Annotated in this window: 21 protein-coding genes; 6 read left to right on the top strand and 15 right to left on the bottom strand. The window is 71.6% G+C overall.

Translation table 11 applies throughout. The features are described from left to right. Window positions 1-5: 5 nt before the first annotated feature. Window positions 6-725 carry an ABC transporter permease gene (locus IE124_RS17595; RefSeq protein ID WP_189508699.1) on the top strand — a complete coding sequence of 240 codons (720 nt, stop codon included), beginning with the start codon at window positions 6-8 and terminating at the stop codon, window positions 723-725. Between the two features lie 228 nt (window positions 726-953). Here IE124_RS17595 and IE124_RS17590 read toward each other — a convergent pair whose 3' ends face one another. Beyond that, complete coding sequence (locus IE124_RS17590) at window positions 954-2174, bottom strand: CynX/NimT family MFS transporter (protein ID WP_189508829.1); 1221 nt, start codon at window positions 2172-2174, stop codon at window positions 954-956. A 113-nt stretch (window positions 2175-2287) separates the two neighbouring features. After that, complete coding sequence (locus IE124_RS17585) at window positions 2288-2977, bottom strand: FadR/GntR family transcriptional regulator (protein ID WP_189508698.1); 690 nt, start codon at window positions 2975-2977, stop codon at window positions 2288-2290. Window positions 2978-3100: 123 nt separating this feature from the next. Between IE124_RS17585 and lpdA the strand changes: the two genes are divergently transcribed. Next, window positions 3101-4504, top strand: a complete 1404-nt coding sequence (gene lpdA / locus IE124_RS17580) for a dihydrolipoyl dehydrogenase (RefSeq protein ID WP_189508697.1) — start codon at window positions 3101-3103, stop codon at window positions 4502-4504. Window positions 4505-4538: 34 nt separating this feature from the next. After that, the gene (locus IE124_RS17575; RefSeq protein ID WP_189508696.1) at window positions 4539-5198 is read left to right on the top strand and encodes a rhomboid-like protein; all 660 of its coding nucleotides are present in this window, start codon (window positions 4539-4541) and stop codon (window positions 5196-5198) included. 134 nt (window positions 5199-5332) lie between these two features. Here the strand turns inward: IE124_RS17575 and IE124_RS17570 are convergent, their stop codons facing one another. From IE124_RS17570 to IE124_RS17530, 9 genes are all read right to left on the bottom strand, one after another. Continuing rightward, window positions 5333-6139: an HAD family hydrolase gene (locus tag IE124_RS17570; protein WP_189508695.1), complete on the bottom strand. Its 807-nt coding sequence runs from the start codon at window positions 6137-6139 to the stop codon at window positions 5333-5335. Beyond that, window positions 6136-7425, bottom strand: a complete 1290-nt coding sequence (serS, locus tag IE124_RS17565; protein WP_189508694.1) for a serine--tRNA ligase — start codon at window positions 7423-7425, stop codon at window positions 6136-6138. Before serS ends, IE124_RS17570 begins: the two co-directional genes overlap by 4 nt. 496 nt (window positions 7426-7921) lie before the next feature. Then, window positions 7922-8857, bottom strand: coding sequence for a prephenate dehydratase (pheA, locus tag IE124_RS17560; RefSeq protein ID WP_189508693.1), 936 nt, complete (start codon window positions 8855-8857; stop codon window positions 7922-7924). 132 nt (window positions 8858-8989) lie between these two features. Further along, window positions 8990-10297 (bottom strand): iron uptake transporter deferrochelatase/peroxidase subunit, encoded by a 1308-nt coding sequence (gene efeB, locus IE124_RS17555; protein ID WP_229832529.1) that lies wholly within the window; start codon window positions 10295-10297, stop codon window positions 8990-8992. A gap of 5 nt (window positions 10298-10302) precedes the next feature. After that, entirely contained in the window at window positions 10303-12357 is a 2055-nt protein-coding gene (locus IE124_RS17550; protein WP_189508692.1) for a copper resistance protein CopC, read from the bottom strand. Between the two features lie 24 nt (window positions 12358-12381). Then, entirely contained in the window at window positions 12382-12834 is a 453-nt protein-coding gene (locus IE124_RS17545; protein WP_189508691.1) for a copper chaperone PCu(A)C, read from the bottom strand. Continuing rightward, window positions 12831-13550 carry an SCO family protein gene (locus IE124_RS17540; RefSeq protein ID WP_189508690.1) on the bottom strand — a complete coding sequence of 240 codons (720 nt, stop codon included), beginning with the start codon at window positions 13548-13550 and terminating at the stop codon, window positions 12831-12833. Before IE124_RS17540 ends, IE124_RS17545 begins: the two co-directional genes overlap by 4 nt. A gap of 36 nt (window positions 13551-13586) precedes the next feature. Next, window positions 13587-14369 (bottom strand): YcnI family copper-binding membrane protein, encoded by a 783-nt coding sequence (locus IE124_RS17535; protein ID WP_189508689.1) that lies wholly within the window; start codon window positions 14367-14369, stop codon window positions 13587-13589. A 113-nt stretch (window positions 14370-14482) separates the two neighbouring features. After that, window positions 14483-15253: a hypothetical protein gene (locus tag IE124_RS17530; RefSeq protein WP_189508688.1), complete on the bottom strand. Its 771-nt coding sequence runs from the start codon at window positions 15251-15253 to the stop codon at window positions 14483-14485. Between the two features lie 203 nt (window positions 15254-15456). On the opposite strand from IE124_RS17530, the gene IE124_RS17525 reads away from it, so the two are divergent. Beyond that, window positions 15457-15918 (top strand): ATP-binding protein, encoded by a 462-nt coding sequence (locus IE124_RS17525; RefSeq protein ID WP_189508687.1) that lies wholly within the window; start codon window positions 15457-15459, stop codon window positions 15916-15918. A gap of 116 nt (window positions 15919-16034) precedes the next feature. On the opposite strand, the gene IE124_RS17520 is transcribed toward IE124_RS17525, so the two are convergent. Both IE124_RS17520 and IE124_RS17515 read right to left on the bottom strand, forming a co-directional pair. Further along, window positions 16035-17501 (bottom strand): aminopeptidase P family protein, encoded by a 1467-nt coding sequence (locus IE124_RS17520; protein WP_189508686.1) that lies wholly within the window; start codon window positions 17499-17501, stop codon window positions 16035-16037. A 103-nt stretch (window positions 17502-17604) separates the two neighbouring features. Beyond that, the gene (locus tag IE124_RS17515; RefSeq protein ID WP_189508685.1) at window positions 17605-19056 is read right to left on the bottom strand and encodes a PP2C family protein-serine/threonine phosphatase; all 1452 of its coding nucleotides are present in this window, start codon (window positions 19054-19056) and stop codon (window positions 17605-17607) included. 614 nt (window positions 19057-19670) lie between these two features. Between IE124_RS17515 and IE124_RS17510 the strand changes: the two genes are divergently transcribed. Both IE124_RS17510 and IE124_RS17505 read left to right on the top strand, forming a co-directional pair. Beyond that, on the top strand, window positions 19671-20381 hold the full coding sequence (locus IE124_RS17510) for a bifunctional DNA primase/polymerase (RefSeq protein WP_189508684.1): 711 nt from the start codon (window positions 19671-19673) through the stop codon (window positions 20379-20381). 291 nt (window positions 20382-20672) lie between these two features. Continuing rightward, on the top strand, window positions 20673-21353 hold the full coding sequence (locus tag IE124_RS17505; RefSeq protein ID WP_229832527.1) for a hypothetical protein: 681 nt from the start codon (window positions 20673-20675) through the stop codon (window positions 21351-21353). Between the two features lie 220 nt (window positions 21354-21573). Here the strand turns inward: IE124_RS17505 and IE124_RS17500 are convergent, their stop codons facing one another. Further along, complete coding sequence (locus IE124_RS17500) at window positions 21574-22551, bottom strand: DUF5926 family protein (RefSeq protein WP_189508683.1); 978 nt, start codon at window positions 22549-22551, stop codon at window positions 21574-21576. Window positions 22552-22689: 138 nt separating this feature from the next. Then, window positions 22690-23292 carry an ATP-binding protein gene (locus IE124_RS17495; RefSeq protein ID WP_189508682.1) on the bottom strand — a complete coding sequence of 201 codons (603 nt, stop codon included), beginning with the start codon at window positions 23290-23292 and terminating at the stop codon, window positions 22690-22692. Window positions 23293-23354: the final 62 nt, after the last annotated feature.

Here is a 23354-nt window from a genome sequence, read left to right as displayed (position 1 = left end):
GACCGATGTACAACCCCACAGTCGCCCGGCTCACCTACCGTGCACTCCTCGGCCGCCGACGGGCGCTGATCCTCTTCCTGCTGCCCGCCTTTCTGGTGCTCATCGCGGCGGCGGTGCGCGGCTTCAACGGCGCGGACGACCAGGTCGCCGCCGACGTCCTGGGCGGTTTCGCGCTGGCCACGATGGTGCCGCTGATCGGTGTGATCGCCGGGACGGGCGCGATCGGGCCGGAGATCGACGACGGCTCGATCGTCTATCTGCTGTCCAAGCCGGTGAAGCGGCCCACGATCATCTTCACGAAGCTCATCGTGGCGGTCGCCGTCACCATGGTCTTCTCGGCGGTACCGACGCTGATCGCCGGCTTCGTCCTCAACGGCAACGGCCAGCAGGTCGCGGTGGCCTATACGGTGGCGGCCCTGGTGGCCTCCATCGCCTACAGCGCGATGTTCCTGCTGCTCGGCACGATCAGCCGGCACGCGGTGGTCATCGGCCTCGTGTACGCCCTGGTCTGGGAGACCCTCTTCGGCTCCCTGATCTCCGGCGCGAAGACCCTGAGCGTCCAGCAGTGGTCGCTCGCGCTCGCGGAGAAGGTCACCGGAGACGGTCTGATCGACTCCGAGGTCGGTCTCACCACGGCGACCGTCCTCCTCGTGGCGGTCACGGTCGCGGCGACCTGGTTCGCCGGGCACAAGCTGCGGACGCTGACCCTGGCGGGCGAGGAGTAGGCCCAGGACGGGGAGGACAGAGCGGCGGTACGGCTCCGAGGGGCGTCGTCCCGGTTCCGGGAGGCCCACCCGGAGCCGTACCGCCGCCCCCCACTCGCCCACCGCGCGGTTCCGGGTCGGCCCCCCGGCCGTGAGATCCGGGTCGGCCTCAGCACCTGAGAGCCGGGTCGGCCCTCGGCCGTGAGACCCGGGCCGGCCTCCGGGCCGGCCGGCTCGGAGCCCGAGGTCTCAGACCGTGCGGTTGCGGGCCGCGAGCAGGCCCACCGCGAGTGAGGCCACGCAGACGCCCAGGACGAGCGAGATCGGCAGCGTCCAGGAGTCGGTGGCCTGGTGCAGGGCGCCGGCGGCCAGCGGACCCGCCGCGGCGAGGAGATAGCCGACCGTCTGGGCCATCCCCGACAGCCTGGACGCGGTCACCGCGTCCCCCGAGCGCAGCACGATCAGGGTCAGCGCGAGGCCGAGCGCGCCGCCCTGGCCGACGCCGAGCAGTGCAGCCCAGAGCCAGGCGCCCTCGGCCGGTGCGACGAGCAGACCGGCGTAACCGGCCGCGACCAGCGTCGTGACCAGGACGATCAGCGGGCGCTGACTCCGCATCCGGCCCGCGAGAAGCGGCACCGCGAAGGCACCCACGATCTGGGTCAGGGTGTTGAAAGCGAAGATCACCCCCGCTGTGGAGCGGCTCATCCCGTGGTCGGTGAAGATCGTCGGCATCCAGGCGATCAGGACGTAGGACCAGAGCGACTGGCCGCCCATGAACAGGGTCACCTGCCAGGCCAGCGGCGAGCGCCAGACACTCACCGGCGGGGCGCCGCCGGCCGGGACGGCCCGTACCTCGTGTCCGGTACGCCCCTTGGCGATCAGCACCTGTGGAAGCCAGGCGAGTGCCGCAACTCCGGCCAGCAGTGACCAGAAGCCGAGTGATGCTTCCCAGCCGCCGCCGAGAGCCTCCTCCAGCGGCACCGAGGCCGCCGCCGCCACCGTCGCGCCCGCGATCAGCGCGCCCGTGTAGACGGAGGTCATCGCCGCGGCCCGGTCGGGGAAGTCCCGCTTGATCAGCCCCGGCATCAGGACGTTCAGCAGGGCGATCGCCGTGCCGACGAGGATGCCGCCGCCGTACAGCGCGTACACGGACGGCAGCACGCGCGCGAGGATGCCGACGCCGAGCAGCAGAAGCGCGGCGAACAGCACCCGCTCCGGGCCGAAGCGGCGCCCCAGCCACGGAGCGACCAGCGCGCCCGCGCCCAGGAACAGGACCGGGACCGAGGTGACGAGCGAACTCGCCGTGGAGGAGAGCCCGAAGGCGGCGGAGATCTCGCCGACCAGGGGCGCCACGCTCGCCAGGGCGACCCGCATGTTCAGCGAGGCCAGCACGATCCCGACCAGCAGCACCGCCGGATGCGCGAGCAGCGCACGCCGTGCAGCCACTCCTGCGGTCGGCCGCACGGCCATGGCCCCAACCTCGGCTCCGACCCCGGCTCCGGCCCCGGCTCCGGCCTCGACCCCGGCTCCGGCGGCCCCGGAGACCCCCGCTCGGGCCTCGTCCGCCGTGCGTATCTCCGTGCTCACCGGTTCCGGCCCGTCCCCTCGGTCAGGGTCGCCACCGTCTCCATCGGGACCCGCAGCAGATCCCGGGCCTGGCGCTCCGCCGCCTCCGGATCACCCGCTTCGACCGCCTCGACCAGGGCCTCGTGTGCGTCTATGTCGACGGGCGGCATCTCCCGGTCGCCGAGCGCCTCCACCAGTACCTCGTGCACCTGGGCGGAGAAGAAGCGGTAGACCTCGACGAAGGTCGCGTTGTGCGTCGCGCCCACGACCGCCAGGTGGAAGGCGAGGTCGGCGTCCGCGTCCCGGTCGCCCTCCTCCCGCAGGGTGGTCAGGGCCGCCCGCAGCCGCAGCAGGTCGTGGGTGTCCCGGCGTACGGCCGCGAGTCTGGCGGCCTCCGCCTCCAGGGCGACCCGCAGTTCGAGGACGTCCGCGGCGCCCGCGTGGCGCACCCCGCGCAGGACGGCGGCCGGGTCTGTGGTCGACCTGACGAAGGTGCCGTTGCCCTGCCGGGACTCCAGGAGGCCGGCGTGGACGAGGACCCGGACCGCTTCGCGGACGGTGTTGCGGCCCACGCCGAGCTGCTGCGCGAGCTCGTGCTCGGTGGGGATCCGGTCGCCGACCGCCCACTCCCCGTCCGTGAGCTGCGCGCGCAGTTGTTCCACGACGGAGTCCACCAGCGAGGTCCGCCCCGCCGCCTTGAGTGCCATGCCGTTCCGACCTCTCCATTCGCCCGGTTGCCCAGTCATCCTACAACTGACTGCATGGAGGACACCGGACTACTGTGGGGCCGTACGCGGACCGAACACCCTCACCACCCTCGGGAGTCAGTCATGTCAGACCGCTTCGACGTCGTCGTACTCGGAGCTGGCCCCGGCGGCTACGTCGCCGCCATCCGCGCCGCCCAGCTGGGCAAGCGGGTCGCGGTCGTCGAGGAGAAGTACTGGGGCGGTGTCTGCCTGAACGTCGGCTGCATCCCCACCAAGGCGCTGCTGCGCAACGCCGAACTCGCCCACATCTTCAACCACGAGGCGAAGACCTTCGGCATCAAGGTCGACGGCACCGTCACCTTCGACTACGGCGACGCCTTCCGCCGCAGCCGCTCCGTCGCGGACGGCCGGGTCAAGGGCGTCCACTTCCTCATGAAGAAGAACGGGATCACCGAGTTCAACGGCCGGGGCACCTTCCTCGACGCGAACACCCTCCAGGTGGCCAAGGCCGACGGCACCTCGGAGACGATCTCCTTCGACAACTGCATCATCGCGACCGGCGCCACCCCGCGCCTGCTCCCGGGCACGGCCCGCAGCGAGCGCGTCGTGTCGTACGAGGAGCAGATCCTCGCCGAGGACGCCCCGAAGTCGATCGTCATCGCCGGCGCCGGCGCGATCGGCATCGAGTTCGCGTACGTGCTGAACAACTACGGCACCAAGGTCACGATCGTCGAGTTCCTCGACCGCATCGCCCCGCTGGAGGACGAAGAGGTCTCCAAGGAGCTGGCGAAGCAGTACCGCAAGCTCGGCATCGACGTCCTGACCTCCACCAGGGTCGAGACCATCGACGAGTCCGGCCCGCAGGTCCGCGTCACCGTCACCGGCAAGGACGGCGTCCAGAAGGTCCTGGAGGCCGACAAGGTCCTCCAGGCCATCGGCTTCGCCCCGAACGTCAGCGGCTATGGCCTGGAGGCCACCGGTGTCGCGCTCACCGAGCGCGGCGCGATCGACGTGGACGGCCGCTGCCGCACCTCCGTGCCGCACATCTACGCGATCGGCGACGTCACCGCGAAGCTGATGCTCGCGCACACGGCCGAGGCCATGGGCGTCATCGCGGCCGAGACCATCGGGGACGCCGAGACGATGGAGCTCGACTACCCGATGATCCCGCGGGCGACCTACTGCCAGCCGCAGATCGCCAGCTTCGGCTGGACCGAGGCGCAGGCCCGCGAGAAGGGGTACGACGTCAAGGTCGCCAAGTTCCCCTTCGTGGCGAACGGCAAGGCGCACGGTCTGGGCGACGCCACGGGCTTCGTCAAGATCATCGCCGACGGCACGCACGGCGAGATCATCGGCGCCCACCTCATCGGACCCGACGTCACCGAGCTGCTGCCCGAGCTGACGCTGGCCCAGCAGTGGGACCTCACCGTCCACGAGGTCGCCCGCAACGTCCACGCCCACCCGACGCTGGGCGAGGCCGTGAAGGAAGCGATCCACGGTATTGCCGGACACATGATCAATTTCTGAGGTTCTCCCGTCGTGGGGTGATAGGCACTGAAAGGTGCCGAGCAATACCTCTCCGGGTGGCGAACCGTCCCGGCCGATCAGGTCGTGGGTGCGTTCGTCACCCGGTACGCATGTGTGGCTTGCGGTCATCGCGATCACCAGCCTCGTCATCGCGCTGTCCCCGGCAGGCCTGGAGGCCTATCTCCTCCACCGGAACAGCAGCAATCTCCACCAGCTCTCGCACCACCCCGTACGGGCCCTGCTCGGCAGCGCGTTCTGGATCGAGGACCCCGCCGACCTCCTGCTGTACGCGGTGCTCTTCGAGGTCCTGCACGCCCCCGTGGAACGCTGGCTCGGCACCGCGAAATGGCTCTTCACCGTGGCGACGGCGCACATCGCGGCGACGCTCATCAGCCAGCAGGTGGTCCTGGCGGCCATCCAGCTCCACGACGTGCCGCGCAGCATGGCGCACGTCGTCGACATCGGGGTCAGCTACGGGCTCGCCGCCTCGGCCGGGATCCTGACCTACCGGCTGGCGCGCCCCTGGCGCTGGCTCTACCTGGCCGGAGTGCTCGCGTTCTTCCTCGTACCGCTCGTCACCGCCCGGACGTACACCGACCTCGGCCACGCGATCTCGCTGGCGATCGGCCTCGCCTGCTACCCGCTGACCCGCGGAAAACCAGTCGCTCCCGAACACCGCTCCGGCGCACACTAGTTGTGCGGGGGAAACGGGGGATCTCCCGGAAGCGGCCGCTTCGAGCGCGCGTACGCGTGCGTCCGCGCGAGGCCGTGAACCGCGAAGGCCCGCTCCCTTGAGGGGAGCGGGCCTTCGCGCGGTTCTCGGAGAAATCAGGCGCTCAGCAGGCGCTCCAGGACGACCGCGATGCCGTCGTCCTCGTTCGACGAGGTCACCTCGTCCGCCACCGCCCGCAGTTCCTCGTGCGCGTTGCCCATCGCGACACCGTGTGCCGCCCAGGCGAACATCGGGATGTCGTTCGGCATGTCGCCGAAGGCGATCGTGTCCGCGGCCTTCACGCCCAGCCGGCGCGCGGCCAGGGAGAGCCCCGTGGCCTTGCTCAGGCCGAGCGGCAGGATCTCCACGATCCCCGGACCCGCCATGACGACGTCCACGAGCCCGCCGACCGTCTCACGGGCGATCCGCGTCAGCTCGTCGTCGCTCAGCGTCGGGTGCTGGATGTAGAGCTTGGTCAGCGGCGCCGCCCACAGCTCCGCCGGGTCCTCGTAGGGGACGTACGGCAGGGGCCCCTCCTGGACCCGGTAGCCGGGGCCCATCAGGACCTCGCCCTCCAGGCCGTCGCGGCTCGCGGCCACCGCCAGTGGGCCGACCTCCGCCTCCATCTTCGAGAGCGCGAGCCCCGCGAGCTGCCGGTCCAGGGTCAGCGAGGTCAGCAGCCGGTGCTCACCGGCGTGGTAGACCTGCGCGCCCTGCCCGCACACCGCGATGCCCTCGTAGCCGAGGTCGTCGAGGATGTGCCGCGTCCAGGGCACCGCCCGGCCGGTGACCACGATGTGCGCGGCGCCCGCCTCCGTGGCGGCGGCGAGCGCGTCCCGCGTGCGGGCCGAGACGGACTCGTCGGCGCGCAGCAGCGTGCCGTCGAGGTCCGTCGCGACCAGGCGGTAGGGGAAGGGGCTCACTTGGCGATCGGCTCCAGGACCTCACGGCCACCGAGGTAGGGCCGCAGCATCTCCGGGACGCGCACGGAGCCGTCGGGCAGCTGGTGGTTCTCCAGAATCGCCACGATCGTGCGCGGTACGGCGCACAGCGTGCCGTTCAGGGTGGCCAGCGGCTTCACGGTCTTCTTTCCGCCCTGCTCGTCGCGCATGCGGACGGAGAGGCGACGGGCCTGGAAGCTGTCGCAGTTCGAGGCGGAGGTGAGCTCGCGGTACTTGCCCTGGGTCGGGATCCACGCCTCGCAGTCGAACTTGCGGGAGGCGGAGGAGCCGAGGTCGCCGGTGGCGACGTCGATGACCTGGAAGGGCAGCTCCAGGCCGGTCAGCCACTGCTTCTCCCAGTCCAGGAGTCGCTTGTGCTCGTTCTCCGCGTCCTCGGGCGCGACGTACGAGAACATCTCGACCTTGTCGAACTGGTGGACGCGGAAGATGCCGCGGGTGTCCTTGCCGTACGTGCCGGCCTCGCGGCGGAAGCAGGGCGAGAAGCCCGCGTACCGCAGGGGCAGCTTGTCGGCGTCGATGATCTCGTCCATGTGGTACGCGGCGAGGGGGACCTCGGAGGTGCCGACGAGGTAGTAGTCGTCCTTCTCCAGGTGGTACACGTTCTCCGCGGCCTGGCCGAGGAAGCCGGTGCCCTCCATGGCACGCGGGCGGACCAGCGCCGGGGTCAGCATCGGGATGAAGCCGGCCTCGGTGGCCTGGGCGATGGCCGCGTTGACCAGGGCGAGCTCCAGGAGGGCGCCCACGCCGGTCAGGTAGTAGAAGCGCGAGCCGGAGACCTTGGCGCCCCGCTCGACGTCGATGGCGCCGAGCGCCTCGCCCAGCTCCAGGTGGTCCTTGGGCTCGAAGCCCTCGGCCGCGAAGTCGCGGATGGTGCCGTGCGTCTCCAGGACGACGAAGTCCTCCTCGCCGCCGACCGGGACGTCCGTGTGGACGATGTTCCCGAGCTGGAGCAGGAGTCGCTTGGCCGTCTCGTCGGCCTCGTTCTGTTCGGCCTCGGCGGCCTTGACGTCGGTCTTGAGCTGCTCCGCCTTCTGCAGGAGCTCGGCGCGCTCCTCGGGCGTGGCCTTGGGGATCAGCTTTCCGAGCGCCTTCTGCTCGGATCGGAGCTCGTCGAAGCGGACGCCGGACGACCTGCGCCGCTCATCGGCGGAGAGCAGGGCGTCGACGAGCGCGACGTCCTCTCCACGGGCGCGCTGGGAGGCGCGAACACGGTCGGGGTCCTCACGGAGCAGGCGAAGGTCAATCACCCCACCAGGCTACCGGTGCCCGCTTGGCCGCCCCCACCGGATAACGTCGCGCGTGTTGTTTTGCCCGAATTGCCGCTCCAGGAAAAGCGGACCGCGGGCCGCCGCATTCAGTTATCCACAGGCTGTGCGGAAGTTCTGTGGACTACGGGGAAGATCGCGGGGATTCCTCGCCACGAACCTGGCAATTCCGTGATCAAACGCCATTCGCTCACTCATTCGGGTGGGAATTGCTCGCTCCAAAGAGTTGATCCCGGGAAACGCGGTGACGGACGCGTCATCAGCGAGCTGTGGACGGTCGGGGTGCGGCCGGGGTGTGACCGGTGGGCGGCTGGGGGGATTTGTCGACCATGTCGGATTGCGATGTCGACTTGTCCCCAGGTCGAGGAGCGCCCTGTGGATAACCTCTGTGGGTAACTGAAAAGTATGCAGGTAGGACTAGTTGTTCGTACCTGTGGACGACCGCTCCCGGCAGCGGGAGCGGTCGGTCAGTATCGGGTCAGGCCCGACCGTCCTGGGCCCTCGCGAGCCAGTCGGAGGCCTCAGTGAACTCCACGTCCGAAGTCCCACGCCGCAGCGGCGACACGTCCTCGATCGCGACGCCCGCCCGCGGGTACGAGCCGAGGAAGCGCACCTTGGGGCACATCCGCTTGAGCCCCATCAGCGCCTCGCCCACCCGGCGGTCCGAGATATGGCCCTCGGCGTCCACGGCGAAGCAGTAGTTCCCGATCCCCGCCCCCGTGGGCCGGGACTGGATCAGCATCAGGTTCACCCCGCGCACCGCGAATTCCTGGAGCAGTTCGAGGAGGGCACCCGGATGATCGTCACCCAGCCACAGCACCACCGAGGTCTTGTCCGCGCCGGTCGGAGCCGCCGGTCGGGCCGGCCGGCCCACGAGCACGAACCGGGTCTCGGCGTTCTCCGCGTCATGGATCTCGGTGACGAGCGGTTCGAGACCGTACGTCGCCGCCGCGAACTCGCCCGCGAAGGCGGCGTCGAAGCGGCCCTCCTGGACCAGCCGGGCCCCGTCCGCGTTCGAGGCGGCCGACTCCCACAGGGCGTCGGGCAGGTGCGCCCGCAGCCAGTTCCTGACCTGCGGCTGGGCCACCGGATGGCCCGTGACCGTCTTGATCTCCGAGAGCTTGGTCCCGGGCCGCACGAGCAGCGCGAAGGCGATCGGCAGCAGCACCTCGCGGTAGATCGTCAGCGGTTCGCCGGAGGCCAGCTCGTCGAGCGTCGCGGTCACCCCGCCCTCGACCGAGTTCTCGATCGGTACGAGCGCGGCGGCGGCCTCCCCGTTCCGTACGGCGTCGAGCGCGGCCGGGACCGAGACCATCGGGACGAGCTCCCGGGTCGCGGCCTCGGGCAGCGTACGCAGTGCGGCCTCCGTGAAGGTGCCTTCGGGGCCGAGGTACGTGAACCGGGTGGCGGACATACCGTCACCCTAATGCTCACCGGGCGCGCGGGCCGCCCGCTCCAACGACATCACGAACGACATCCCGCCCGGCATCTCGAACGACATGCCGGGCGACGTCCTGGCCAGGATCCTGAACGACATCCCGCGGAGTTACGCCTCCAAGAGCCGCTGGCCCACGTACTCGCCCTCGGCGGGGCCGCCCGGGACCGCGAAGAGGCCGCTCGACTCGTGCCGGATGAACGCGGACAGCGCGTCGCCCCGGTCGAGTTTGCGCTGCACCGGGACGAAGCCCCGGAACGGATCGGCCTGCCAACAGATGAAGAGGAGCCCGGCGTCCGGTGTCCCGTCCGGGCCGATGCCGTCGTGGAAGGAGAAGGGCCTGCGGAGCATCGCCGCCCCGCCGTTCTGTTCGGGGGCGGAGATCCGGGAATGGGCGTTGTCCGGGATCACCAGCTTCCCGTCCGGCCCGAACTTGTTCAGGTCGAGCTCGGTGGTCTCGCTGCCGCCGGTGAGCGGCGCGCCGTCGGACTTCCGGCGGCCGATCACCTGCTCCTGCCGGTCCAGCGGCAGCTTCTCCCAGTCGTCGAGCAGCATCCGGATCCGCCGCACCACCGCGTACGAACCTCCGGCCATCCACTCCTGCGCGCCGCTGGCCCCGGCCGGGACGAAGATCCGCCGGTCGAAGTCGGGCTCCGTGGGCTTCGGGTTGCCCGTGCCGTCGACCTGACCCATGAGGTTGCGTGCGGTCATCGGCTTCGCGGTGGCGCCGGCCGAACGGTTGAAGCCGTTCATCTGCCAGCGCACCCGGGCCGCGTCGCCCGCGTCCTTCTGGACGGCCCGCAGCGCGTGGAAGGCGACGAGCGCGTCGTCGGCGCCGATCTGCACCCACAGGTCGCCCTCGGAGCGCCGGGGGTCGAGGGCGTCGGAGGAGAAGGCGGGCAGCAGGTCGAGCTGATCGGGGCGGCGCGAGGTCAGTCCGGTGCGGTCGAAGAACGTACGGCCGAAGCCGAAGGTGACCGTCAGGGAGGAGGGGCCCGCGTCGAGCGCGATGCCCGTGTCCTCGGCCGGGGCCTTCCCCGCCATCAGGACCTTCGCCGTGGCCGACCAGCGGCGCAGCAGGGCCATGGCCTCCTTGCGCCCGGCGCCCGGTGCGAGGTCGAAGGCGACCAGATGGCCGCGGGACTGGAGGGGCTGGGTGATGCCGGCCTGATGTTTCCCGTGAAACATCACCTCGGTCGCGCCGACGGAGGTCAGGGCCTGCGGCCCGCCCGCGCCGGAGCCACCGGTGGTGCCCTCGCCCGACACCGCGGAGGAGATCCCGACGCCGCCGGCCGCGCCGATGACGAGTCCGGTGGCACCGGCGGCACCGACGGTGCCGAGCAGCCGCCGCCGGGAGATCTCCACAGGGGTGCCGTCGTGGTTGCTTTCGCTGTTGCCGCTGTTGTCGCTCTCGGTCACGAGGGTCAGCCGATCTTCACGTTCTTGTCGATGGTGGTCTGGTCGATGTCGGAGGTGCGGACGGTCACCTGGATCTTCCACTCGCCGGGCATCGGGATCTGGACGCCGCTCGCGCTCCAGTGTCCGGTCTGGATGCGGTCGGGGGCGACGGGCAGCGGGCCGACGTCCTTGGCCTCCAGGGTGAAGGCGACCTTGACCTCGGGGACGTCCAGAGGCTTGCCGTTGGGGCGCTCGACGAAGAGGTGGAGCGCGTTGGCGCCGGTGCGGCCGGGGTCGAGGCTGAGACGGACCACGCCCTTGCCGTCGACGCCGCCGGTGTCGAAGGGCAGCCGGATGTCCACGGGGCGGTCGGGCACGGCGGCCGAGCCGGCGGTGGTGCCGGTCCGGCCGGCCTCCTCCTCGGTGCGGCCGGGCTCGGTGGAGGTGAGGACGGTGGTCACGGCGAGGAGGACCACAGCGACGGCGGCCTCGGTCAGCACCGAGCGGCGAAGACCGGTCCGCTCGGGGTCGGCGTCCCGCTCCCGCTTGCGGCGGGCGGTGGCGACGGCGGCGCGCTGCCGGGCGAGCTGAGCGGCCCGCTCGGGGGCGGGTTCGGAGTCGGGCTGGGACTCGGAAGCGGTCTGGGCTCCGGCCTGGGCCTCGACCTCGGAGACGGTGTCGACCTCGGACGCGGTGTCGGCCTCGGACGCGGCCTCGGCCTCGGGCTCGGGTTCGGAGACGGTCCCGGCTTCGGCTTCGGTCCCGGTCCCGGATCCGGTCTCGGTCTCGGGCTCGGAGACGGTCCTGGTCTCGGAGAGGGCTTCGGGATCGGTAGGTGCCGGGTCGGCGAGGCGCTGGGTCCAGCGGCGCGAGATCCAGGCGATGCCGAGGAGCACGGCCAGCAGGCCGATCTTGACCAGCAGCAGCTGCCCGTAGCGCGTGTCGGTCAGCGCGGACCAGGAGCCGACCTGGCGCCAGGACTGGTAGAGGCCGGTGGCCGCGAGGACGAGCACGGAGCCGAAGGCGACCTTCGAGAAGCGTTCCACCGCCGAGCGCTCGACGGAAGGGGCCCGATAGAGGGCGACGAGCAGCACGGTGAGTCCGCCGAGCCAGGCGGCCACGGCCAGCAGGTGCAGGATGTCGACGGGCATCGCGATGCCCGGCTGGATGCCGGTCGAGGCGTGCTCGGCCAGCGCCCAGGTACCGGCGATCCCGGCGGCGACGACGGTGCCGCCGAGCCCGAGTCCGAAGGCGAGGTCCTTCCGTTCCTTCGGGTCGGTGCGGCGGGTGTAGGAGCCGAAGAGGACCGCGACGAAGAGCGCCGCGGCGCCGAGCAGCAGCAGACGGGAGGTGAGGGCTGCCCCGGTCTTGGTCTCCAGGACGGACTTCAGGCCCGCCAGGTCGAAGGCGTCGGAGAGTTCGCCGGAGCCGGTGTACGGGTTGCGGAGGAGGAGCATCGCCAGTGTGGCGACCGTGAGGGTCAGCCAGGCCCGGACGACGGTCCGCTGGACCGGGCGGACGCCCGCCCCGCGCGGCCAGCAGACCAGGACGAAGGCGCCACCGCCGACGAGGACGGCGAAGGAGGCGTACGAGAGGTAGCGCGCGGTGCCGTAGAGGGCACCGACGAGTCCGCCGCCGGCGTTCGGCTCGGGCAGTGCGACGGAGGTGGCGGAAGGAGCGCCGATGGAGAAGGTGAAGGCGCCGGCGATCGGGTGGCTGTCGGCGGACACGGTCTGCCAGGCCACGGTGTACGTACCGTCCGGCAGTCCGGCGCGGAGCCCGACTCCGTACCGGACGACGGCGCCGCTGCACAGGTCGCGTATCTCGCCGGTGTCGGCCCGACGTCCCGCCGGGTCGAGGACCCGGATCGAGTCGGCGCTCATGGCGACCTGTTCGGAGAAGGTCAGGTTGACCTCCTTGGGAGCGGTGGCGACCACCGCCCCGTCCCTCGGGTCGCTTCCGGTGAGCGCCGCGTGCGCGGAGGCGGGGGCGGCGCCGGCCAGCAGCGTGCCGAGCAGCGCGGCCGCGAGGATCAGCAGCCGGGCCACGGCGGTACCGAGGCGCGGGGCGGTGGTTGTCATCTCTGTGTCACTCCGTCAACGAGCTCAGTGCTGCCGCGGGTTGTGGTTGGCCGCCTCGACGGGAAGGTCGACCTTGATGGGGTCGGACTTCTCGAAGTGGAGCTCGATGCTGACCTTCTCACCCTGCTTGGGCTTCTTCTTCAGCTCCATGAACATGATGTGGTTGCCACCGCGTTCGAGCTTCAGCTCCCCGTTCGCGGGGATGTCGAAGGACTTCACCTCCAGCATCTTCTGGTTCTTCGTCTCGTGGATCGTGACGTCGTCCGAGATGGGGCTGGTGACGGAGGTGAGCTTGTCCGCCGTCCCGCTGCCGTTGGTGATGGTCAGGAAGCCGCCGGCCATGTCCATCACGGGCTGCGGCATGAACGCGCCGCTGACCTTCAGTTCGGGCTTGTCGCCGTCGGACGAGCACCCCGTCAGCGCGAGCGAGGCGGCGAGGGCGACGGCGGCGGTCAGGGCGGTGGTGCGGCGGTTCACGGGTTCTCCCCCTTGATGAGCTTCGGCAGGTCCTTGGCGTACTCCTCGACGGTCGTGTCCTCGCCGTACAGGACGTAGCCCTGATCGGTGGTGGGCGAGAAGGCGATCACCTGGGCGCCGTGCATGGAGATGACCTTGTCGCCCTCCTTCTTGGGCGGGTCGATGCCGATGCCGATCGAGCGGGCGCCCGCCTGGATGGCGGAGAAGTCGCCGGTGAGACCGGTGAAGGTGGGGTCGCCGGCGGCGGGCAGCCACTTGGCGAGCTCGGCCGAGGTGTCACGCTCGGGGTCGGTGGTGACGAAGACGACCTGGAGCTTGTCCTGGTCGGCCTTGGGGAGCTCCCTCTTGGCGAGGGCGATGTTGCTCATCGTCATGGGGCAGACGTCGGGGCAGTGCGTGTAGCCGAAGTAGATGAGCGTCGGCTTGCCCTTGGTCCGCTCGCGCAGGTCGTACTTCTGGCCCTTGGTGTCGGTGAGGACGAGCGAGGGCTTGGTGAACGGCCGGTCGAGGACGGTGGCGGCCTTGGTCGAGTCCTCGGCGCCGGAGACCTCGGCGACCGAGCTGGAGCCCGTGCCGGAGGCCTTGTCGTCGTTTCCGCCGAGGCCGACGGCAGCGGTGATGCCGAGCGCGGCGACGATCGCGACGGCGGCGACGATCAGCGGGGTGCGCCGTCCGGGGCGCGCCGTGCCCGCCCCGGACGTCTTCTCTTGGGACATGGTGTTTCTCTCGGTTCTCGGGTGAGGGTGCGGCCGTCAGGCCGAGCGGCGGCGGCCGGCGAGGACGCCGAAGGCGACGCCGGCGATGCCGACGAGGATGCCGATGACGCCGAGGATCCGGGCCGTGGTGTCGGAGGAGGAAGAGGAGGCGGTGGCCGCCTTCTCCTCGTGGTCACCGGCCTTGTCGTCGTGCCCGGTCTTCGCGTCCCCGGAGGCGGAGGCCGAGGGGCCGGTGGCGGGAGCGGTGGTGGCGGCGCCGTGGTGGTCGCCGCTCGCGGCGGAGAGCTTCAGGACGGGGGCCGGGTTCTGCGGCTCCTCCGCGCCCTCCTTCGCCTCCTCGATCCAGCGCACGATCTCCTTGTTGTCGTACGTCTGGATGGCCTTGAGCACGAGCTGGTCGGTGTCCTCGGGCAGCCGGCCGAGGGAGAGCGGGAACTGCTGGAACTGACCGGGGCCGATCTTCGAACCGTCGGCGGTCCACGTCACCTTGGAGACGGCCTCGTTGATCTTCTTGCCGTGCAGCTCCAGCGGCTTGCTGAGCTTGCTCTTGGTCACCTCGGCCTTCCAGCCGGGGACGGGCTGCGGCATGACGGAGGCCAGCGGGTGGTCGAGCGGGAAGTTGACCTCCAGCTTCACGGTGGAGGCGTTGTCGCGCTCGTTCGGGACCTTGATGTTGACGGTGGCGTAGCCGCCCTTGGCGGCCTCGCCCTGCGGCTGCACGCTGACGTGCGCGAAGGCCGTGCCGGACAGCAGCGCGACGGAGGAGAGGGCGATGCCACCGGCGAGGGCGACACGGGAGGCGGAAACGGAAACGGTCATGGCAGAAGACACTCCGGCTCTGAGGAGGACGGCGGGACCCGGCGCGCCGAGGGGCGGTACCCCGGTCGAGGCGCGCGGGCATACGCGGCGCCGCTCCGGTCGAGCGGTCCGCGTCAGGCTGCGAGGACGCAGTCGGCGGCCGGCGGGCCGCGCCTGATCACCGTGTCCTCGAGCGCCTCGAAGACGGGCGGTGGCGAGGAGTCGAAGGCCGTACGGGCGGGCAGCCGCGATCCCGCGTGCGGGGTCGCGGGCAGCCCGGCGAGAAGGCTCCGTACGAGACGGAGGGCGGCCCGCAGCGAGCGCACGAGGGCGCACTCGGCGAGCTCCGTCGCGCCCTGCTCGGAGAGCTGGACGAGCCGGACCAGGGCCCGGTCGCCGCGGCGCAGCAGCCAGCCCGCGGCGAGCGCCGCGAGCAGATGGCCGAGGAGCATGGGCAGTCCGGGCAGGAGTCCGGCGGTCGGGGCCGCCGTGTGCGCCAGGTGGCCGTGGGCGGTGGCCGGGGTGAGCCCGGCGTCGCCGACGATCCTGGCGGCGTCGGCTGGGCTGATGGCCCCGGTGCCCGCCCCGCAGACCAGCTTGGCGGCCATCCGCACGAGCGCCTCGTCGGCCGTGGGGCTCAGCGCGAGAGGGCGCTGACCCAGGCTGAAGAGGGTGTGGAGGCCGAGCTGTCCGGCCGCGAGGGCGCCGACGACGAAGGCGAGGGAGCGGTCGCGTCCTGCGAGGAGGACGGTGACTCCGAAGACGCCGAGAAAGCCGGCGACGAGGGTCCACAGCGCGATCCCCGCACAGGCGGCGAGGGCGTGTCCCAGCGCGGACAGCACGACGCAGACCGCGGTGAACACCGCGGCCCTCAGCAGCCGTGGAGCGAGCGCGGGGGCAGTCATGGCGGGCCCATCATCGCACCAGGGGCATGCCCGCCATGAGGCAGGTCCGTAAGGTCGTTCTTGGGCGCCTTAGGGTGACATACACCGGCGTCCCGGCCCGGTGCATCCGCCGAACGAGGGCTCTTGTCGCCTTCGGGGGCTTACGAAGGGTTCCGTCCGGCAATAGGTATCGGTATGTCGAGCCGCTGCCGGGAGGCTGGAGCATGAGCATCTGGTGGTCACTCCATCTGCGGCGCGAGGCCGCGAGCGTGCCGCTGGCCCGCCGGCTTCTGCTGGGCACGATGGAGACCGCGGGGGTCGATCCCGATGTGTCGTACGAGCTGTCCGTCGCGCTGACCGAGGCCTGCGCGAACGCGGTCGAGCACGGCGGCGGCGTCGACGGCGGGGCCGGCGGGACGGGCAGGGCGTACCGGGTGACGGCCTACCTGGACGGCGAGACCTGCCGTATCGAGGTGGCGGACTCAGGACCGGGCTTCCCCGGCGCCGAGGCGGCGTCGGCGCCCAGGGCCCCCTCGGACGACGCCGAGCACGGCCGGGGGCTGCGCCTGATCGAGGAGCTCGCCGACCACGTGCAGTTCGGCAACCGTTCGGGCCGGGGCGGCGCGGTCGTCAGCTTCGACAAGATCCTCAAGTGGAAGGACGGGCCGTCGCTCCTGATGGCCTGAGCCCCGGAGGAGTACGTCGCTCCTGATGGCCTGAGCCCCGGAGGAGTACGGGGAAGGGCCCCCGCCGGTCGGTCGGCGGGGGCCCTTCGTCTCCAACGTACGCGTGATCGCGGTGATCAGCCCTTCAGGCCGGCCATCCACGCCTCGACCTCTTCGGAGCGGCGCGGCAGCGCGTCCGAGAGGTTCACGTTGCCGTCCTCGGTGACGAGGATGTCGTCCTCGATCCGGACGCCGATGCCGCGGTACTCCTCCGGCACGGTCAGGTCGTCGGCCTGGAAGTACAGACCCGGCTCGACGGTCAGGCACATGCCCGGCGCGAGGGTCGTGTCGACGTACGCCTCGGTGCGCGCGGCGGCGCAGTCGTGGACGTCCATGCCGAGCATGTGGCCGGTGCCGTGCAGGGTCCAGCGGCGCTGGAGGCCGAGCTCCAGGACGCGCTCGACCGGGCCCTCGACGAGGCCCCACTCGACGAGCTTCTCGGCGAGTACGCGCTGGGCGGCGTCGTGGAAGTCGCGGTAGGCGGCGCCAGGCTTCACCGCGGCGATGCCGGCCTCCTGCGCCTCGTACACGGCGTCGTAGATCTTGCGCTGGAGCTCGGTGTACCGGCCGTTGATGGGCAGGGTGCGGGTGATGTCCGCGGTGTAGAGCTCGTTGGTCTCCACGCCGGCGTCGAGCAGCAGCAGGTCGCCGGAGCGGACGTCGCCGTCGTTGCGCACCCAGTGGAGGGTGGTGGCGTGCGGGCCGGCGGCGCAGATGGAGCCGTAGCCGATGTCGTTGCCCTCGACGCGGGCGCGCAGGAAGAACGTGCCCTCGATGTAGCGCTCGCTGGTCGCCTCGGCCTTGTCGAGGACCTTGACGACGTCCTCGAAGCCGCGGGCGGTGGCCTCGCAGGCCTTCCTGAGCTCGGCGACCTCGAAGTCGTCCTTGATGAGGCGGGCCTCGGAGAGGTAGACGCGGAGTTCCTCGTCGCGCTCGGCGGTGACCTTGTCGGTCAGCGCCGCCTCGATGCCGGCGTCGTGGCCGCGGACGGCGCGGACGGGGCCGGTGGCCTCCTTCAGCTGGGCGGCGAGCTCGCGGACGTCCTTCGCGGGGACGCCGAGGAGCTGCTCGGCCTCGGTGAGGGAGTGGCGGCGGCCGACCCAGAGCTCGCCCTGGCCGTCGAGCCAGAACTCGCCGTTCTCGCGGTCGGAGCGCGGCAGCAGGTAGATCGTCGCCTCGTGGCCGCCCGCGCGGGCGGGCTCCAGGACGAGGACGCCGTCCTGCGTCTGGTCGCCGGTGAGGTACGCGTACTCGGTGGAGGCGCGGAAGGCGTACTCGGTGTCGTTCGACCGGGTCTTCAGGTTCCCGGCGGGGATCACCAGGCGCTCGCCCGGGAAGCGGGCGGACAGCGCGGCGCGGCGCGCTGCGGTCTTGTCGGCCTGCGCGATGGGCGCCAGGTCGCGCAGCTCGGTGTCGGCCCAGCCGGACTTCATGTTCTCGGCGAGCTCGTCGGACACGCCCGGGTACAGGCCGTTCTTCCGCTGCTTGATCGCCTGCTCTTCGGTCGTCTCTTCCGGGGTCTCCGGCGTGAGCTCCTCGGCCACGGGTCTGCCTCCTCTTGGTACGACACTGAACCCCCACCATCGTACGGTCGTACGGAAGGGGGCCCAGGGCCGGAAGACCCATTACCGGAGCGTCACATTCCGCTCACTCGAAGCGGGCGGCGAGCAGGACCACGTCCTCCTCGTCGTCAGTGGTGCCGAGGCCCTCGGGCAGCAGCGTCCGCAGGACGTGGTCGGCGATCGCGCCCGGGTCGCCCCGGTCTGCCTTCAACACGCTCGAAGCGGCCGCGTGCAGCCGCGCGAAGGCCCGGTCCATGGGGTCGCCGGTACGGCGGAGCAGCCCGTCCGTGTAGAGAAGCACCGTTTCTCCCGGGGCGGGGGACAGCTCGACGCTCGGCGCTTCCCAGCAGGAGAGCATCCCGAGCGGAGCCGAGAGCGAGGTCTCGACGAACTCGGTGCGGTGGTCGCCGATGACCAGCGGCGGGGCGTGCCCCGCCCCGGCCAGGACGATCCGGCGCTGCGCGGGCTCGGCGTACGCGAAGAGCGCGGTCGCCGAGCGTGCGGGCTCGGTGAGCCGGAGCAGCAGCTCCAGGTCGGAGAGGACGGCGACGGGGTCCTCGCCCTCCATCACCGCGTACGCCCGGAGGGAGGCCCGCAGCCGGCCCATGGCGGCCAGTGCGCTCGGGCCGGTCCCGGAGACGGAGCCGACGGCGAGCCCGAGGGCGCCCTCGGGCAGCGGCAGCGCGTCGTACCAGTCGCCGCCGCCCCGGGGGCCGGTGCGGTGGCGGGCGGCGAGCTGGACGCCGGGGACGCGGGGGAGGCGGCTCGGGAGCAGCTCCTCGGCGACGGTGGCGACCTGGGCGCGGGCGCGCTCGACCTGGAGCAGGCGGGCGAGGTGCTCGGTGGCGAAGCGGCCGTAGAGCCCGATGAGGTGGCGCTGGCGTTCGGAGGGCTCGGCGGGCTCGTCGTAGAGCCAGACGGCCGCGCCCAGCCGGCCGGCCTCCTCGGTGGCGAGGGGAAGGGCGTAGCTGGCGGCGTATCCGAGGCGGGCGGCGACCTCGCGGTGGCGCGGGTCGAGGCCCTCCTCCGTACGGACGTCGGGGATGGCGATCGGATCGGGCACCCGCTCGGGGTGGACCGGATCGGGGAGGCCGTCGAGGAGGCGGCCGTAGCTGCTGGTGCCGCGCGGGACGGTCTCGATCGTGCCGAGCTCGGCGTGGGCGAGCCCGAGGCCGATGGTGGTGGCGGGGCCGAGGCCGTCGGCGGGTTCGAGGACGGCCATGCCCCGGCGGGCGCCGACGAGGGCGGCGCCGGCACCGAGCACCTCGGGGAGGGCCTCGTCGAGGGAGGAGGTCCTGATGAGGCGCTCGGTGAGTTCGTGGAGGGTGGTGAGGTCGGAGACCCAGCCGGCCAGCCGGTCCTGGATCAGCGCGCCGGGCGGGAGGGCCGCGTCGGCGGGTGTTGCCGCCGAGGGGACCCCGGGAAGGGGCGCCGCAGTGTGCGGGGGGTGGGGAACCGTGGAATCGATTCCGGCCACTTTCGGCATGTGTGGGGCGCTCATGTCAGTCGGCTTTCCGACCGGTGCGTTTGACGCCATAGCATCGCAAACCCCCATGTCATTCTGCGCCGCTCGATGCATCCACATGTACACGCACCGGAGGAGCGATGTCCAGCATTGTCCCCATGGGACTTGTGGTGTCCGTGAGCTTGGACGCAGGGGTTGAAGTGCGCGAGAAGTTGGCCGAAAATTGCCCCCGGTGTGCACCTTTTGCGGTCGACTGGCGTCGTTTGAAAGCGCGTCATTCCGAGCGTGCTGGGTACGTACTCGATGACAGGCAGGGGCAGTTGGAGCTGCCCCGGAACGTGCCGTGGAACCCCGGCGTCTTATGTGCCGCAGGCCTCGGCCCGTCCCCCAGTGGCGGGGAACGTGTTCTGACCCGGCTTGGATCTGGCACCGATACGGATCGACCTGGCTCGACCTGGTTCCGACCTGGCTTCACCCGGTTCCGACCTGGCTCCACCTGGTTCTGACCTGCTCCACCGGTTCCTCCCCGGCTCGACCTGGCTCCACCGGTTCATACCTGGCCCGTCGACCCCGCTTTCGGCGCGGGGCGGAGCGCCATCGACCTTGTACGCGCTGATACGCACGGTGAAGAGATCTGCACATGGTGTGATGTGGATTCGGCGTTCAACGGAAAGGAACGAGCGCTCATGCGCGAGATCCTCGGAATCCTGGGACCCCTCGTGAGGCGAGTCAGGCGGCGCAGGCTCCGGCTCCGGCGTCGCGAGGCGACGACCGCCCGGCTCGACGCGGCGGTCGCCTACGCCGGCGAGTGGGACTGGCCCGTCCTGCCGGGCGTGAGCCTGAGGGCGACGACCCGCACGGCCGCGGGGCCCGTCTGCGCCTGCCCCGACCCCGAGTGCGCGGTGCCCGGCGCGCACCCCTTCGACCCCGGGCTCCTCGCGGCCACCACCGACGAGCGGATGATCCGCTGGTGGTGGACCAGGCGGCCGGAGGCCCCGGTGGTGCTCGCCACGGGCGGCGGCGCGCCCTGCGCGGTGAGCCTGCCCGCGGTGGCGGGAGCCCGGGCGCTGACCGCGCTCGACGCGATGGGCATGCGGCTCGGCCCGGTGGTGGCGACGCCGACGCGGTGGTCCATCCTCGTCGCCCCGTACGGCCTCGAACGGCTCGGCGAGCTGCTGTACGCGAAGGACAGCGTGCCCAGTTCGCTGCGCTTCCACGGCGAGGGCGGCTATCTGCTGCTGCCGCCCTCGGTCGCCGGGAGCGGGCAGGTGCGGTGGGAGCGGGCGCCGCTCGCCGGCTCGGCCCGGCCGTGGCTGCCGGACGTGGAGGCCCTGGTGGACGCCCTGGTCGAGGCGAGCACGAGCGCGCCCGGCGGCGGGAGCCGACTCACGTACTGAGCGGTGCGTGTTCACGTGCTGAGCGGTGTCTGCTCACGTACCGAGCGGTGCGTGTTCACGTGCTGAGTGGTGTCTGCGCACGTGCTGAGCGTCGCGAGCTCCCGTGTGGAGCGGTAGGCGCCGGGGCGTTCACCCGAACGGGTGTGTCCTGGCCCGACTTGCAGGGGAAACGGGCGCGCGGCCGACCGGGCGCCCGCCGGCCGCCGATATGTTCGCCCCACCCGTCGAAGATCCCGGGCGAAGGAGCAGGTGGGTCGCATGAGTCCGGTGATGAGACCGGCGAAACTCCGCATGATCGGACTCGGAACGGCCGTCGCGGTCGCCGTCCTCGTACCGATCGTCGCGGTGGCCGGACCGACGGGCGATCCCGTACGGCCTGCCGGCCAGGCCGCCGCCGGCCATGGCGCCGCCGACGACGCGAAGGGCGGCGACGCAGCCCGAAACGGAGCCCGGGACGGGGACGGGGACCTGCTGCCGGACCTGGGGCTCGGGCGCGGAGCTCGTACGGCGGAGTCTTCCGCCACCGGTGCCGCGCAGGGCGGTCGCGCTTCCGCCTCCGCTGCCATCCCGTCCGCCCCACCCGCAACACCTGTCCCCTCCGCCGCTTCCGTGACCCCCGAGCGGATCACGAAGTGTGGGCCGGAACTCGCCTCTCCCGAGGGGATCGAGGCGCAGACCTGCGTACTGGCCGAAGGACCCGACACGTGGGCGCGTACCTACTACCGGAACGCGACGGGGCAGGAACTCGACGCGTTTCTGACCCTGATGGCGCCCGGCGGAAGGACCGTACAAGTGCGTTGTCCGGTCGCGGCGCAGGACGAACCGGGTACCTGTGAAACGCCCAGGGAACGCGGTGAGGGCAAGGCCACGGCGTATACGGCGGTAGCGGAATTCGCGGGTACCGGCGAAGGAGGCAGCACTCCGCTGCTGCTGAGGTCTGGCAGCAACACGGCGGACACCGAAGGAAGTTGAGCGCCGAACGCCCCGGCGCGGCCTGGGGCGGGCATGGAAACGCCCGATCGCTGGCGACGGGGGATGCACCAGCGACCGGGCTTCCAGAACGGTAACAAGAGATCTGCTGTTCGCAAATTCGATCTCGGTTATTCGGACAGGGATTTACCCGCCCGCAGACCGGGTTGTGGCGGAAGTCACCGACTGGTCGGTCTGTCAGTCACCGATACCACCTGGGGTATCAGCTGAGAGTCACCTGACGGTTCGTGAGGCCGCCGCGGGCCCGACGCTCCTCGGCCGTGAGCGGAGCGTCCGAGGCGAGCGCCCCGGCGAGCCGCTCGGCGAACTCGGCGGCCGGCTTCTCGCACTCCTCGGCCGTCATGGAGGTCGGCAGGTCCCACACCGGCACCATGAGGCCGTGGGCGCGGAAGGAGCCGACGAGCCGGGTGTTCTCGCCGAGGGACGTGCCCTCGCCGGCCTGGAGCCGCGCGAGCGCGTCCAGGAGCTTCTCCTCCGGGTGCGGCATGACCCAGCGCAGGTGGTTCTTGTCCGGGGTCTCGCACCAGTACGCCGAGTCCACACCGGTCAGCTTGACCGTCGGGATCGCGGCGGCGTTGGCACGCTCCAGGGAGGCGGCGACCTCGGGGTCGGCACCGTCGGCGGAGGCCGGGACCCAGAACTCGAAGCCCGTGTGGACCTCCGGGGCGAACGGCGCGTCCGCGTCGAGCAGCTCCTGCAGGCGCGGGCCCTCGGCCGGCACGCGGCGCGGCGGGACCGGGGTTCCCGGCTCGGTCTCCAGGGCGCGCTGGAGGGTGTCGGCGAGGTCGCGAGCGAGGTCGCCGGAGGAGGAGTCGTTCTGCAGGGCGAGCAGGACGGAGCCGTCGTCGCGGCGCAGCGCCGGCCACGCCATCGGCAGCACGGTCGCGAGCGTCACGGACGGCACGCCCTCGGGCAGCCCGCCCTTCAGGGTGAGCGGCACGGTGGCGGCGGGCACGAGCTCGCGGAGCGCGACCCAGTCGCACTCGCCGGGCAGTCCCTCGAAGGGGCGCTGGACGAGCTCGGTCACGGCGTGCGCGGCGGTCCGGCCGTGACAGGCCTTGTAGCGGCGGCCCGAGCCGCAGGGGCAGGGCTCGCGCGCGCCGACGACCGGGATCTCCCCGCTCGTGACCTGTGCCTGGCCGGCCTTGCCGGCCTTCGTCTGGGGGCGCTTCTTGGCCATGGTGTGGCTTTCTCCCGATCGCGGCGGTGCTGTGTGCGTGCTGTGTCGGGCGCGAGCCTAGCCGCACAGCGCACCACCGCTCCTCAGGCGGGGCGCGGGCCTTGGTGTCCCCGTGCCGGCGCGCCTGTCCCCCGGGTGTCAGTCCAGATCGTCGTACGAGTCGAGGAAGTCGAAGCCCGAGCCGCCGCCGACGCGCGCCGCGAAATCCTCGCGGCGGTGTCCCTCGGTGACCACGACCCAGACGGTGACCTCGCCGCTCGCGCTGTCCCGTACGCCCCAGTCCTGGGCCAGCGCGCTGATGATGTTCAGGCCGCGTCCGCCGCGTGCGGTGACCGAGGGCGTGGACGGTACGGGTCTCGTGGGACCACCGCCGTCCGTCACCTCGACCCGCAGACCGCCCGACGAGTCGACCCGCCAGGCCGCCAGGACATCGCCCTCGCCGCGTTCCGCCCGTCCCAGCGGCATGCCGTAGCGACAGGCGTTGCTGAGCAGTTCCGAAAGGATCAGTACCGCGTCGTCGACGACCGATTCGGACACCCCGCTGCGGTACAGCTCGTCCCGCATCCGGTGTCGTGCCTCACCCACGCCGGCAGGGCCATGGGGAACGGCCATGCTCGACGACGTGGGCACCTCTTGTGCCACCACCAACGCCACCCCCGAGACCTCCTTTGCCCCACGCCACGGTGTGGATGCCCCACAGGAATGGACCGGAAACCGGCCAAGGCACGTGGTGTGTCGCACTCGTGACGATCGAGTACGCGCTGAACGCGCCGGTGCACTCCCTGTAAGCCCTGGGGACGGTG

This window comes from Streptomyces narbonensis, assembly GCF_014649015.1.
In the GTDB taxonomy this organism is placed as follows: Bacteria; Actinomycetota; Actinomycetes; order Streptomycetales; family Streptomycetaceae; genus Streptomyces; species Streptomyces narbonensis.
This window is presented reverse-complemented; position numbering and strand designations above follow the sequence as displayed.

Bases quoted from the DNA above. Each gene is read 5' to 3' on its own strand.
- pheA (WP_189508693.1), bottom strand. From the start codon at position 8,857: ATGTCCGCCACCCGGTTCACGTACCTCGGCCCCGAAGGCACCTTCACG.
- IE124_RS17510 (WP_189508684.1), top strand. From the start codon at position 19,671: ATGCGCGAGATCCTCGGAATCCTGGGACCCCTCGTGAGGCGAGTCAGG.
- IE124_RS17540 (WP_189508690.1), bottom strand. From the start codon at position 13,550: ATGTCCCAAGAGAAGACGTCCGGGGCGGGCACGGCGCGCCCCGGACGG.
- IE124_RS17595 (WP_189508699.1), top strand. From the start codon at position 6: ATGTACAACCCCACAGTCGCCCGGCTCACCTACCGTGCACTCCTCGGC.
- IE124_RS17505 (WP_229832527.1), top strand. From the start codon at position 20,673: ATGATCGGACTCGGAACGGCCGTCGCGGTCGCCGTCCTCGTACCGATC.
- IE124_RS17530 (WP_189508688.1), bottom strand. From the start codon at position 15,253: ATGACTGCCCCCGCGCTCGCTCCACGGCTGCTGAGGGCCGCGGTGTTC.
- IE124_RS17535 (WP_189508689.1), bottom strand. From the start codon at position 14,369: ATGACCGTTTCCGTTTCCGCCTCCCGTGTCGCCCTCGCCGGTGGCATC.
- IE124_RS17585 (WP_189508698.1), bottom strand. From the start codon at position 2,977: ATGGCACTCAAGGCGGCGGGGCGGACCTCGCTGGTGGACTCCGTCGTG.
- IE124_RS17550 (WP_189508692.1), bottom strand. From the start codon at position 12,357: ATGACAACCACCGCCCCGCGCCTCGGTACCGCCGTGGCCCGGCTGCTG.
- IE124_RS17500 (WP_189508683.1), bottom strand. From the start codon at position 22,551: ATGGCCAAGAAGCGCCCCCAGACGAAGGCCGGCAAGGCCGGCCAGGCA.
- lpdA (WP_189508697.1), top strand. From the start codon at position 3,101: ATGTCAGACCGCTTCGACGTCGTCGTACTCGGAGCTGGCCCCGGCGGC.
- IE124_RS17590 (WP_189508829.1), bottom strand. From the start codon at position 2,174: ATGGCCGTGCGGCCGACCGCAGGAGTGGCTGCACGGCGTGCGCTGCTC.
- IE124_RS17515 (WP_189508685.1), bottom strand. From the start codon at position 19,056: ATGGCGTCAAACGCACCGGTCGGAAAGCCGACTGACATGAGCGCCCCA.
- IE124_RS17525 (WP_189508687.1), top strand. From the start codon at position 15,457: ATGAGCATCTGGTGGTCACTCCATCTGCGGCGCGAGGCCGCGAGCGTG.